10 protein-coding genes and 1 pseudogene are annotated in these 13,332 nt (G+C 61.4%); 6 read left to right on the plus strand and 5 right to left on the minus strand.

Annotated features, from left to right (window positions below; genetic code table 11):
* Positions 1-63 precede the first annotated feature (63 nt).
* From B3397_RS21835 to ppsA, 4 genes are all read right to left on the minus strand, one after another.
* Entirely contained in the window at positions 64-1,059 is a 996-nt protein-coding gene (locus B3397_RS21835) for a zinc transporter ZntB (RefSeq protein WP_296254001.1), read from the minus strand.
* A 22-nt stretch (positions 1,060-1,081) separates the two neighbouring features.
* A complete protein-coding gene (rraA, locus tag B3397_RS21840; RefSeq protein WP_296254002.1) occupies positions 1,082-1,567 on the minus strand; it encodes a ribonuclease E activity regulator RraA in 486 nt (161 codons plus the stop codon).
* 142 nt (positions 1,568-1,709) lie between these two features.
* The gene (locus B3397_RS21845) at positions 1,710-2,696 is read right to left on the minus strand and encodes an alpha/beta fold hydrolase (RefSeq protein WP_296254003.1); all 987 of its coding nucleotides are present in this window, start codon (positions 2,694-2,696) and stop codon (positions 1,710-1,712) included.
* A 130-nt stretch (positions 2,697-2,826) separates the two neighbouring features.
* A complete protein-coding gene (gene ppsA / locus B3397_RS21850; protein ID WP_296254004.1) occupies positions 2,827-5,202 on the minus strand; it encodes a phosphoenolpyruvate synthase in 2,376 nt (791 codons plus the stop codon).
* 173 nt (positions 5,203-5,375) lie between these two features.
* Between ppsA and ppsR the strand changes: the two genes are divergently transcribed.
* The gene (gene ppsR / locus B3397_RS21855; protein ID WP_296254005.1) at positions 5,376-6,194 is read left to right on the plus strand and encodes a posphoenolpyruvate synthetase regulatory kinase/phosphorylase PpsR; all 819 of its coding nucleotides are present in this window, start codon (positions 5,376-5,378) and stop codon (positions 6,192-6,194) included.
* Here the strand turns inward: ppsR and B3397_RS21860 are convergent.
* Positions 6,187-7,608, minus strand: a complete 1,422-nt coding sequence (locus B3397_RS21860) for a PLP-dependent aminotransferase family protein (RefSeq protein ID WP_296254006.1) — start codon at positions 7,606-7,608, stop codon at positions 6,187-6,189. The two genes, ppsR and B3397_RS21860, sit on opposite strands and share 8 nt — an antisense overlap.
* Positions 7,609-7,702: 94 nt before the next feature.
* On the opposite strand from B3397_RS21860, the gene B3397_RS21865 reads away from it, so the two are divergent.
* From B3397_RS21865 to B3397_RS21885, 5 genes and pseudogenes are all read left to right on the plus strand, one after another.
* Positions 7,703-8,647, plus strand: a complete 945-nt coding sequence (locus B3397_RS21865) for a DMT family transporter (protein WP_296254007.1) — start codon at positions 7,703-7,705, stop codon at positions 8,645-8,647.
* A gap of 16 nt (positions 8,648-8,663) precedes the next feature.
* A pseudogene (gene moeB / locus B3397_RS21870) lies at positions 8,664-10,540 on the plus strand (molybdopterin-synthase adenylyltransferase MoeB).
* Between the two features lie 10 nt (positions 10,541-10,550).
* Positions 10,551-11,480, plus strand: coding sequence for a PLP-dependent cysteine synthase family protein (locus B3397_RS21875; protein ID WP_296254008.1), 930 nt, complete (start codon positions 10,551-10,553; stop codon positions 11,478-11,480).
* Between the two features lie 19 nt (positions 11,481-11,499).
* Positions 11,500-12,504 (plus strand): serine O-acetyltransferase, encoded by a 1,005-nt coding sequence (locus tag B3397_RS21880; RefSeq protein ID WP_296254009.1) that lies wholly within the window; start codon positions 11,500-11,502, stop codon positions 12,502-12,504.
* Between the two features lie 287 nt (positions 12,505-12,791).
* Positions 12,792-13,328 (plus strand): ATP-dependent zinc protease, encoded by a 537-nt coding sequence (locus B3397_RS21885; protein WP_296254010.1) that lies wholly within the window; start codon positions 12,792-12,794, stop codon positions 13,326-13,328.
* Positions 13,329-13,332 lie beyond the last annotated feature (4 nt).

The following is a 13,332-nucleotide window of genomic DNA, read 5'->3' on the forward strand; positions in this document are numbered from 1 at the left end:
CAAAGACGAGACCCTCTGGGCACGAGTCACATGCGTCACCGTCACCCAGGCGAAAATCGGCTATCAAAGCCAACGCAATCGCCTGAACAACACCCACTGGCCGAAGGCGACAGCGACCATTATCGCGCACGCCACCATGAAACCATACGGGCTTTCGGAGCCCGGGATGCCCCCGACGTTGATACCCAGCAGGCCGGTCAGAAAACTCATCGGCAAGAATATCCCGGTGATCACGCCGAAGCGGTACATGGTGCGGTTCATGCGCTCGCTCAGGCGCCGGTCTTCGGCCTCCATCACCAGCCCCACACGCTCTCGGGCCAGTTCCAGCTCTTCCAGGTAGCGGGTCAGGCTGTTGTTCAGTTCGTTCCAGTAATCGCCGTCATCTTCGACAAACCAGGGCACCTTGTTGCGCGCCAGCTGCCCGTAGATTTCCCTTTGCGGCGCCAGAAATCGGCGCAGCCCGGCGGCACGTCGGCGGATCTGCAGGATGGCACCGTGTTCGGGTGTATACCGTTCGTCGGCATCGAGCTTATCTTCTTCCAGGTCGACGATTTCCGAGAGGTCGGCCACCAGCGCCTGGACCTTTTCGGTGAGATGCTGGGCCAGGTAAAGGATCAACTCGGAGGCGGTTCTGGGCCCTTTGCACGCTGCGAATTGATCGAGCAGGTCATCAGTGGCGCGCAGCGGGCGCAGACGCAACGAGATGATGCGCTGGTGCTGGGCAAAGATGCGAACCGACACCATGTCCTCGGGCTCGGCCCCAGGATTGAGGTTGACGCCGCGCAGGAACAGCAGCAACTCGTCATCGGGCAGGGGCACCAGACGCGGACGGGTATTTTCTTCCAGCAGCAGATCGCAGCTGAATTCGCTCAAGCCACTGCTTTTACGCAGCCACGTCTGGGTCTGGGGGTGACTGCGATCCAAGTGCAGCCACAGGCTCTGCTCCGGCCGCAACTCAAGGCCATCGATATCAGTACGAGCAATTGAACGCGCACCGCCTTTTCCGTCCAGCACCAGGGCGTGCACCAGCCCCCACTGCGCGTTTTCTTCCTCGAACATCGATACCCCGTGGTCGTGTGGATTACTCAGGCATCGTCAATGCACTGGCTGAGACGATGATGCCGTTATTGTCGGCGTATAAATAGTGGCCGGGGATGAAGGTCACGCCAGCGAAGCTGACTTTGACGTCGAGGTCGCCCAGGCCACGCTTCTGCGTGGGCATGGGATGACTGGCCAGGGCCTGGACGCCGACGTCGGTCTGGGCAAGTTGGTCGACATCGCGCACGCAACCATAGATGACGATACCTTCCCAACCGTTGGCAGCGGCCTTGGCGGCCAGCATGTCACCCAGCAGCGCCTTGCGCAGCGAGCCACCACCGTCCACCACCAGGACCTTGCCGGTACCGTTCAGCGCGACCTGCTCGCGAACCAGAGAGTTGTCCTCGAAGGTCTTGATGGTGACGATCTGGCCACCGAAAGAATCGCGGCCGCCGAAATTGCTGAACATCGGCTCCAGCACTTCGACGTCGGGGTAGGCGTCGCACAGGTCGGGGGTGAGGTAGTGCATGGGATGCTCCGTGGCTGGGTAGGTTGGCGGTGTCGGGGCGGGCCTGTTCGCGGCTCCACGCCGCTCTTGCAGGGGATCGCGCTTTGCTGCGCGCTGCGAAGAGACGGCCACCGACACCCAAGTCCAACAGCCTAGCCCAACCTCACGCCGGCGCCAACGCCGGGCGCTCCGGCAACAAGGGGCGATAGGGATCGGCCAACCAGGCGCCAATCAGTGGCCATACCTCTGCCTGAGCCTGGGCGCTGACCAGCATCTTCACGTGATCGAAGTCTTCGCTGAAACCCTGGCTTCTTCCCAAGGCGACGAATTGGTTATGGGTACCGCCAAAGCGCTCGAACAGCTTGCGACATGCCCAGGTGGGGTCCTGATGATCGCCCGCGGCGGACACCGCCAGCACGGGCAGCTTGACCTCGGCCAGGTCTTCCCACCAGTCGCGATCGGCATCGCGGAAGCGTCCGAACAGCCCCTGCCAGCGCAGTATTTCCAGGCCCAGGCCAATGGGTTCGTCCTCGGGGCCACGCTTGAATCGAGAACCGGAGATATGGCTGAAGCGCTTGAGCAGCCAGCGACTGCCCCAATTCAATGGAGGAATCTGCAACGGCCAGTGGCGGCGACTGACCTGAGCGCCGAACAGCGCAGCCGAGGCGACCAGGTTGCCCTGCAGGTAACCGCCACCCAGCGCCGCGGCCAGGGTGATGCCGCCCAGAGAGTGTCCTATCCAGTGGGGCGTTTGTGCGGTGATTTCGCCAACGAAGGCGCCAATCACCGGCAGATCGTAGCGGGCATAGTCGGCAACGCTGTTGCGTCGGTAGGCCTGATTGCGCGGTGACAGGCCATGGCCGCGCATTTCGGCGATCCACACATCAAAACCCAGGCGCGCCAGCCATGGCCCCAGGCCGATACCTTTGGGTGAATACCAGAAACGCCGATTGGAGAAGCTGCCGTGCACCAGGATCACCGGGGTTCCGCGGGCCTGGGGCTGATCGGCCAGGCCAAGGCGTGTCAACGCCAGCTCGACGCTGGGGTCGGGGCTGTTGGCGGCCTTGATGCGGTAAACGTCTTCACTGAGGTCGCCACGCCGCTCGGCACTGAGCAACGCGACGGGAAATAGGGCACTGCTGCTTTGCATAGTGTTCTTGCATATGAGTGGATGAACGTAGCAGCGGCGTGAGCCGCGTCGCTGTTGACCCCGAGCGCTGTACAGAACGCGCCGGGGTGAAAGGCGACGCGGCTTACGCCGCTGCTACGGGACGACTGGGTTAGATGGCGCCTTCTTTTTCGGCCAGGAAGAACCAGGTTTCCAGGACGGAGTCGGGGTTCAGCGAAACGCTTTCGATACCCTGCTCCATCAGCCACTTGGCGAGATCCGGATGGTCCGATGGGCCCTGGCCGCAGATGCCGATGTACTTGCCCGCCTTGTTGCAGGCCTGGATGGCATTGGCCAGCAGCTTCTTGACCGCAGGATTACGCTCGTCGAACAGGTGGGCAATGATGCCTGAATCTCGATCCAGGCCCAGGGTCAGCTGGGTCAGGTCGTTGGAACCGATGGAGAAGCCGTCGAAGAACTCCAGGAACTCATCGGCCAGGATGGCATTGGAAGGCAGCTCGCACATCATGATGATGCGCAGGCCATTGTCGCCGCGCGCCAGGCCGTTCTCCGCCAGCAGGTCGATGACCTGGGACGCCTCGCCCAAGGTGCGCACGAACGGCACCATGATCTCGACGTTGGTCAGGCCCATCTCGTTGCGCACCCGCTTCATCGCTCGGCACTCGAGTTCGAAGCAATCACGGAACGATTCGCTGATGTAGCGCGAGGCGCCGCGAAAGCCCAGCATCGGGTTTTCTTCCTCAGGCTCGTAAAGCTTGCCGCCGATCAGGTTGGCGTACTCGTTGGACTTGAAGTCCGACAGGCGCACGATGACTTTCTTCGGCCAGAACGCCGCCGCCAGCGTACTGATGCCTTCCACCAGCTTGTCGACGTAGAAACCCACCGGGTCGGCATAGCCGGCCACGCGCTTGTCGACGCTGTCCTTGATGTCCGGGGTCAACGTGTCGTAGTTGAGCAGCGCCTTGGGGTGCACGCCGATCATGCGGTTGATGATGAACTCCAGACGCGCCAGACCGACACCGGCGTTCGGCAACTGAGCGAAGTCGAAGGCGCGGTCCGGGTTACCGACGTTCATCATGATCTTGAACGGCAGTTCCGGCATGGCATCCACGGAATTCTGCTTGATGTCGAAGCCCAGCTCGCCTTCGAAAATGTAACCGGTGTCGCCCTCGGCGCAGGATACGGTCACACCCTGGCCGTCCTTGAGCAGTTGGGTGGCGTTGCCACAGCCCACCACCGCCGGAATACCCAGTTCGCGGGCGATGATCGCGGCGTGACAGGTACGCCCGCCGCGGTTGGTGACGATGGCGCTGGCGCGCTTCATCACCGGCTCCCAGTCGGGATCGGTCATGTCCGACACCAGCACGTCGCCAGGCTGGACCTTGTCCATTTCCGAGACGTCCTGAATGATCCGTACCTTGCCAGCGCCGATGCGTTGACCGATCGCACGGCCTTCGACCAGCACGGTGCCCTTTTCCTTGAGCAGGTAGCGCTCCATCACGTTGGCGCTGGAGCGGCTCTTGACCGTTTCCGGACGGGCCTGAACGATGTACAACTTGCCGTCGTCGCCATCCTGGGCCCACTCGATGTCCATCGGGCGGCCATAGTGCTTCTCGATGATCATCGCCTGCTTGGCCAGCTCGCTGACCTGCGCGTCGCTGAGGCAGAAGCGCGCACGCTCGGCCTTGTCGACGTCCACCACCTTGACCGAGCGACCGGCCTTGGCCTCGTCACCGTAGACCATCTTGATGGCCTTGCTGCCCAGGTTACGGCGCAGGATCGCCGGGCGGCCGGCTTCCAGGGTGTTCTTGTGCACGTAGAATTCGTCAGGGTTGACCGCACCCTGCACAACTGTTTCACCCAGGCCGTAGGCACCGGTGATGAACACCACATCGCGAAAACCGGATTCGGTGTCCAGGGTGAACATCACCCCGGCGGTGCCGGTTTCCGAACGCACCATGCGTTGCACGCCGGCCGACAGCGCCACCAGCTTGTGATCGAAGCCCTGGTGCACGCGATAGGCGATGGCGCGGTCGTTGAACAGCGAAGCGAAGACTTCCTTGGCCGCGCGGATGACGTTCTCCACGCCGCGTATATTGAGGAAGGTTTCCTGCTGGCCGGCGAACGAGGCGTCCGGCAGGTCTTCGGCAGTGGCAGAGGAGCGCACGGCAACGGCGATATCCGGATTGCCCTTGGACAACTCGGCAAAGGCCGTGCGGATTTCTTCGTTGAGCCGCTCGGGGAACTCGGCTTCCATGACCCACTGGCGGATCTGCGCACCGGTCTTGCCCAGGGCATTGACGTCGTCCACATCCAGGGCATCGAGCGCCGCATGGATCTGCTCGTTCAGACCACTGAGTTCGAGAAAGTCGCGATAGGCCTGGGCCGTGGTGGCAAAGCCACCGGGCACCGATACACCGGCACCGGCCAGGTTGCTGATCATCTCGCCCAGGGACGCGTTCTTGCCCCCCACGTGTTCCACATCATTATTACCAAGCTTATCGAGGGAAACTACGTACTCTACCAAGGTGATCTCTCCACTGACTGGGTTGGAAAAGCTCAGGGCGCCCGCGGCTGGTCAGGCCGGCGAGCGCTGTGGCCGGAGCCCTTGAAATAAGTGAGAATGCCAGACACTCGAGGCCGGCAAATCGGGCCTATCATATCCAAGAATCGTCACCTGCTTAAGGGCCAAGGCGCACAATGAAACGATCTGCATTCTTCATCTCCGACGGCACCGGCATCACCGCCGAAACCCTGGGGCAAAGTCTACTCGCGCAGTTCGAAAACATTACGTTCAACAAGTTCACGCGCCCCTATATCGACAGCGTCGACAAGGCGCGCGCCATGGTACAGCAAATCAACAATTGGGCCGAAAAGGACGGCGTGCGGCCGATCATCTTCGACACCATCGTCAACCAGGACATCCGCGAGATCCTGGCCACCTCCAACGGCTTCATGATCGACATCTTCTCGACCTTCCTGGCGCCGCTGGAAATGGAGCTCAGCGCCCATTCGTCGTATTCGGTGGGCAAGTCCCACTCCATCACCCATAACGCCAACTACATGGAGCGTATCGAAGCGGTCAATTTCGCCCTGGACAACGACGACGGCGCCCGCACCCACTACTACGACAAGGCTGACTTGATTCTGGTCGGTGTTTCCCGCTGCGGCAAGACACCCACCTGCCTTTATATGGCCATGCAGTTCGGTATTCGCGCTGCCAACTACCCCCTGACCGAAGACGACATGGAACGGCTGCAACTGCCCCCGGCACTTAAGGCCCACCAGCACAAGTTGTTCGGCCTGACCATCGACCCGGACCGCCTCACCGCCATTCGCCATGAGCGCAAGCCCAACAGCCGCTATTCCAGCTACGCCCAGTGTGAATTCGAAGTGCGCGAGGTGGAGGGGCTGTTCCGCCGCGAGAACATCCCCCACATCAACTCCACCCATTTCTCGGTGGAGGAAATTTCCGCCAAGATCCTCGTCGAAAAAGGCGTGGAGCGGCGCTTCAAGTAAAGCGCTCGCCACCCTGCCCCAGCACCGCGCAAATGGCCCGAAAGCCTTCGCGCAACAGGGCGTCATCGTTGGACGTGTTGCACACGCTGGCGCGTATGAATTGCGGCACCGCGCCGTGACCGACTGCAAACAGCTCCGCCGTGGCCACCAGGTACCCGCTGTGCTTGAGCTCGGCCTCGATCTCCGATGCGCGCCAAGGCTCGGGAACTTCGATCCAGAAGTGCGGGCAGTTGGGGTGGGTACGGTATTGCAGGCCTGCCAGCAGATCGACCACCTTGGACTTGCGCCGGGTGATCTCGCTCACCTGCTGACGCAGCAGATCCTGGGCGATGCCGCCTTCGATCCAGCTGGTGGCGATTTCCAGAGTCATGGGCGTGGCCATCCAGCAGGATGAGCGCACGGCGGCGGCCACCCGACTGACCAGCGCCGCCGGTGCATGCAGGTAGCCCACACGCAACCCCGCCGAGACCGCCTTGCTCATGCTGCTGATCAGGATGGTGCGCTCCGGTGCGAAGTAGCACAGCGGCGGTGGCCGGTCCTCCATGAGCACACCATGGGCTTCATCCTCGATGATCAGCAGATTGTGTTCCCGACACACCGCGACCAGGGCCTCGCGACGCTGTACCGACAACACCGACGTCGACGGATTCTGCAGGGTCGGCGTGCAATACACGGCAGACACCCTGTGGCTGCGACAGGCCTCGTCGACGCGCGCCGGAATGATCCCTTCCTCGTCCATGTCGATACCCACCAGGCGAATCCCAAGCATGCGCGCCACGGTGATCAGGCCCGGGTATGTCAAGTGCTCGGTCACCAGCGTGTCCCCGGGGCGCAACAGCGCCAGCAAGGTACACAACAGGCCGTGCTGACCGCCGTTGACGCAGATCACCTGATCGGGCCCCGGATTGAAATGGCTCTGCGCCAGCCAGCGTGCACCGGCTGCGCGGTAGCGCGGCAGGCCGACGTCGGGGGTATACAGGTTCATGTCGCGCAAGATCTGCGGATCACTGCCCAGGGCATGCAGGCTGCGGGCGAAGTAGGCCACCTCCTGGCCGGGAATGTTCATGTTGCGGCTCATGTCGAAACACTCGCGCGGCTCGTCGACGAAATTGCGGAAGCCTTCGTCGCGCTTGCGCTCCATGCCGCGCTGGCGAACGAACGTACCGTCGCCCACCCGCGCCACCACCAGGCCCAGCCGCTCGAGCTCACCGTAGGCGCGGCTGACCGTACCGATGGTCACGCCCAGGTTGTCGGACAGTATGCGATGCGGGGGCAATTTCGAACCCGCACCGATAGCACCATCAAGAATGCCCTTCTCCATGGCCTCAGCCAGACGCTTGTACTTCACGCCCTGCCCTCTATCCAGCGCTCCTCGGAGCATTGACACCGTGTCAATAATTGTTTTGACAGCCATCATTCGTCCTAATAACGTGTTTGTACGGGTTCATTTAGGGATTCAATCCTCTGACTATAGAGGTTAATTCAAAAAAAAAGGAGTCATTGTTACAATGAATGCACCAGCCGCCCTATCGACCCGGGTCAAAACGCAAAAACACTGGGTTGCTGCGCTGATCACCACCGTCATGTTCCTGATTGTCTGCCTGAGTTGGGGAACGACCTGGTTAAGTATCAAAATCGCCGTGGAAACCGTTCCGCCCTTGACCGCTTCCGGGCTGCGTTTTCTTATTGCTTTTCCGTTGTTCGTGATTTTTGCGCGCCTGAGCAAAGCGCCTATCTTCTTCCCCCGTGAACGTCGCGGCTTCTTCGTCTTCGTCACATTGGCTTATTTCAGCGTGCCGTATTACCTGCTCAACTACGGTGAACAGCATGTTTCTTCCGGGCTGACCGCTCTGCTGTTCAGTTGCATGCCGGTTTTTATTCTCTTGTTTTCCGCACTCTTGCTTAAAGAGCGTATTGCCCTGTCGCAACTGTTCGGTATTGGCGTGGGGTTTGCCAGTTTGTTCATGATCATCCGCAGCCAGGGTCTGCACATGGACCATGCCGAACTGTTCGGCGTGCTGGCGATATTGGCCGCGGCCGTCCTGCATGCATTCTGCTACATCAAGACCAAGCAGAAAGGCGCCGCCATCAGCGTGATCACTTTCAACACGCTACCGATCGGCATCGCCGGAGCGCTGTTGTTCCTGGCCGGACTAGGGCTGGAGAGACCGGCGTTCAGCGCCATCTCGGCACGCTCATGGGGCGCCCTCTTCTACCTGGGGCTGGTGGCCTCGGTGGGCGGGTTCATCGTCTACTTCGCCCTGCTCAAACGCCTGAGCCCGATCATCCTGTCCTTCGTATTCATCATCTTTCCGGTGTTCGCGGTGATCATCGGCGCCTGGTACGAAAACGTGCCGCTGTCCCAGGACTTGATGCTTTATTCCGCCTGCCTGTTGGCCGGCTTTGCCATCACCAAGTTACCCGCACGCAAAGTTCGCCTCTCGAACGAATGACCCTGGATGTATTGCCATGACGACAAAACGTTCATTACCGCTGGACACGGTGTACCGACATGCCGAACGGCTGTACCCGGAAGAATGCTGTGGTTTCATTCATGCCGACGGCCATGTTCACCAGGGCGTGAACATTCAAGGTCAGTTACACCAGCGTGAACCCGAACTTTATAGCCGCACCGCGGAGAATGGTTACACCCTGTCCATTGCCGACACCGTGGCTTTGAACAAAAGTTTCGCCAGCCCCAACCCGGCGCACATCATTTATCACTCCCACCCCGATGTAGGAGCGTACTTCAGCCGGGAAGACAAACATCGCGCGCTTTACATGGGCGAACCCATTTACCCGGTTCAACATCTGGTGATCGATGTGCGAAGCGGACGCGCACAGGGCGCGAAATTATTTGCCTGGGACGGTCACGACTTCATCTGCCTGGATGAGTTTGCTTAATCCCGTTACGCCACACTTTGGAGTTGCCGATGAAAACCTTACAGATTCCCGACGTGCTCGTGCGCGTCGCCAAGTTGGAGAGTGCCCAATTGGAAGGTGAAGGGACCACCTTGCAGGAAGTTGTCGAAGACGTCTGCTTGCGCCACCCGGTGCTGTCGGCCCACTTGCTCTACGACAACAATGATCTGAAGGAGCACTTTCTATATATCTGCTCCGGTGAATTGTTCGCCCCCGATGAACCGCTACCGAGTGACAGCAGAATCCAGATGATGATGGCCACTTCCGGTGGCATCGACATGGACACGTTGAGCAATGATGAAGTGCGCCGCTACGTGCGTCACATCACCTTGCCCGGCGTGGGCCGCAGTGGCCAATTGAACCTCAAGAAGGCTCGGGTGCTGATCATCGGCACCGGCGGCCTGGGCTCGCCCATCAGCCTGTATCTGGCTGCGGCGGGTGTAGGCACCCTGGGCCTGGTGGACTTCGACACGGTAGAAAGCAGCAACCTGCAGCGCCAGATCGTGCATGGCAACAGCACCATCGGCATGCTCAAGGTGAATTCGGCCAAGCAGCGGCTCACCGATCTGAACCCGCACATCGAAATCAATACGCACAACGCGGCGATCACCGCCGACAACGCACTGACGCTGATCTACGACTACGACCTGGTGATCGACGGCACCGATAACTTTGCCACCCGCTATGTGGTCAACGATGCCTGTGTACGCCTGGAGAAGCCGCTGATCTTCGGCGCCATCTATCGCTTCGAAGGTCAGATGAGCGTGCTCAACCACAACGGCGGCCCCTGCTACCGCTGCTTGTTTCCCAAGGCGCCGCCAGCCGAGCTGTCGCCCAATTGCAGTTCCGGCGGCGTGATCGGCGTGTTGCCGGGTGTGGTTGGCATGATCCAGGCCACTGAAGCCATCAAGGTGATCATGGGCATCGGCCAACCGCTGGTGGGGCGTCTGCTGTGCTTCGATGCCCTGGCCATGACTTTCAACGAGGTCAATTTCAAGCGTCGCGAGAACTGTGCCTCCTGCTCGGCCCAGGCACGCCAGGCGCCGTTGCAGGCACCGGCGGCGCAGGCGTGCGTGGACCAGCCCGGCGCCGGGCTGTCCAGCGACTTCTACATCCACGCCAAGGAACTGCAGCAGGTGCTGGATCAAGCATCCGCCAGCCACGTGTTGCTGGACGTGCGCGATGCCAACGAACTGGAGGTGTGCAAGCTGCCCGGCGCGCTGAACATCCCGCTCAACCATCTGCAGGATCGCCTGTCGACGCTGGACAAGGACGATACCCACTACGTCATCTGCTACGCCGGAACCCGCGCCGAACGGGCCGCGCACACGCTGCTGAGCGCCGGATTCACCAATACCTTCGTGCTTCAGGGCGGCATGAAGGGCTGGGCTCGCGAAGTCGAACCCGACATGCCGCTGTACTGAGGGCGCCACCATGACCACTGCTTATGCGATCAAAGACACGATCCTGGATGTCATCGGCGCCACCCCCGTGGTACGTCTGCCATGGCTGTCCGCGCAGCTTGGGCTGAGCATCCACGCCAAGCTGGAGTCGCTGAATCCGGGCGGCAGTCACAAGGCCCGCATCGCCCTGGGCATGATCCTGGAGGCCGAGCGCCGCGGCATTCTGGTGCGCGGCAGTCAGCAGACCATTCTCGAACCGAGCGGCGGCAACACCGGCATGGGTCTGGCGATGGCCGCCAACGTCCTGGGCTACAAGGTGCTGCTGGTGATCCCGGACAACTACAGTCCGGAAAAACAGAAGCTGCTGCGCTTGTTCGGTGCCCAGGTGGTGCTCTCCAACAGCCGCCGCGGCAACAATTCCCATGGCGAGATGGCCATGGAAATGGCCTTGGAAAACCCGTCCTACGTGATGCTCAATCAGCAGCGCAACCCGGCCAACCCGCAGACTCATCGCCTGACCACCGCCCTGGAGATCATCGAAAGCTTTGCCGAGCGCCCTGTGGAATGTTTCGTTGGCGGCATCGGTACCGGCGGCCATATCACCGGCATCGGTGAAACCCTGCGTGCGCAGTGGCCGCAGCTGCGGGTGTTCGGTGTCGAGCCGCAGGAGTGCGACCTGTTCAAGAACCAGCACGCGCCCCATCGCATCCAGGGCCTGTCGATCGGCCTGATTCCCGCCAACCTGAATCCCGATGTGCTGCACGGCATGGTCAAGGTGTCGCTGGACGAATGCCTGGCCATGGCCCGCCAGATCATGGCGCACGAGGGCATCAGCGTCGGCATTTCCTCGGCGGCCAATTTCGTCGCCATCAGCAAGCTGGCCGGCGAGCTGCCCAGGGATGCCTGTGTGCTGACCATGGTCTACGACGGCGTGGAATCGTACCTCTCCTATTTCGATTGATCACTACCGGGATTTCACCATGCAATGTCTCCTCGATGTCGCCCAACTGCGGGATCAACTGCATCAGCATCTGCGCCAGACCTTGAGCCTCGCGGAATTGGCGATGCTGGAACGTCATGTTGACCCGGTCATCGACCAGGCAAGCGAACGTCTGACGGGCGACTTGTTCGCCTACGCCGCCCGCGACCCGGCGTCCAAGGGCCGGGTGGACGTCATTCTGACCTGCTATGCAGCGTTCAACGCCGTGCTGTTCTATCGCCTGGCCCATTTGCTGTTGGGACTTGAAGCCTTGCCTGGCCCCAAGCGCATGGCCATGGCGCAGAAGCTGAGCAACCGCGGCAAGCTGCTGTCGGGTGCCGAGATCCATCCTGCCGCGATCATTGGCCAGCGCTTTGTGCTGGACCATGGCTACGGCACGGTCATCGGCGAGACCTGCCGCCTGGGCGATGACTGCTACATTCTGGGAGGGGTGACGTTGGGCGCCAGGGGCATTGCCAACAACCCGGGCGGCAAGCGTCATCCCACCCTGGGCAACAACGTGGAAATCGGCGCGGGGGTGAAGGTGCTAGGCCCGATCAGGGTCGGCGACAACGTGTTCATCGGGCCCTCGTGCGTGGTCACCCAGGACATACCCGACGACGCCTGCGTGAATATCGTCAATCAGCTGCAGATTCACAAAGGCTCGCCCCACAGCCAGCGTCGCATCATCAGCGCCTTTGCCATCGATGAGCGCCTGCATCTGGTCGGCGAGGTCAGCGTCGGCAACAACCTCACCGTCACCGATGGTGATCACCACCCCCTGGAGGAGCTGATCCTGGAACCGGTGGTTATCGAGCGCAACCACATCCAGTACGCCATCCGCCAAGGTGCCAACGCCGGCCGCGCCCTGACCTTTCCGATGAATCTGTCGGTGACCGGGCCGGAAACCCTGGCGGTGCTGCTGGCACCACCGGGGCTCAGCGATCTGGTGATCCAGACATTGCAGGCACATACGAGCGCGTGGGAGGTGAAGGTGTGTCAGTGAGGGGCGCGGTGCCCGTACGGGCCGCATCGCGGGCAGAGCCCGCTCCCACACTGCGTGCCGGACCCTGTGGGAGCGGGCTCTGCCCGCGATGGGGTCAGTAAAAACAACTCACATCCATGGCCTACCAGCGAACTATTGCCCGCAAAAACCATCCAACCCCACGCCCCTGCCGCGTGCGGCTGGCGCCAATAAAACAGCATGCTAGAATGCCGCGCTTTCATGCAAGGCCCCGCGCAGCGCTACTTACCTGCCGCTGTGCCTTTTATCGGTACCCATAACAACACTCCATGACACTCAAGCCCCTTCACCGCCTGCTCGGCCTGCTCTTCGTTCCCAGCCTGAGCCTGGCCGCCGACAAGACCACCTACGGCTTGAATGAGTACGCCCAGCTGGCGGACATCGACCTGGAGGTCGCCGCCAAGCTCGACACCGGCGCCAAGACCGCTTCGCTCAGTGCTCGCGACATCAAGCGCTTCAATCGCAACGGCGAGTCATGGGTGCGGTTCTACCTGGCCATCGATGCCGCCCACTCCCACCCCATCGAACGGCCACTGGCACGGGTCAGCAAGATCAAGCGCCGCGCCGGCGACTACGACCCCGACGAAGGCAAGCACTACACTTCAAGGCCTGTGATCGAACTCGATGTGTGCATGGGCCAGGCGCTGCGCACGGTGGAAGTCAACCTGACCGACCGCAGCGCGTTCGAATATCCCCTGTTGATCGGCTCCGACGCCTTGACGCGCTTCGATGCGCTGGTCGACCCCAGTATCAAATACGCTGCCGGCAAACCTGCCTGCGCCACTGTCGCTAACACCGCAGAGTAATCCG

The organism is Pseudomonas sp. UBA4194, assembly GCF_002379585.1.
GTDB lineage: Bacteria > Pseudomonadota > Gammaproteobacteria > Pseudomonadales > Pseudomonadaceae > Aquipseudomonas.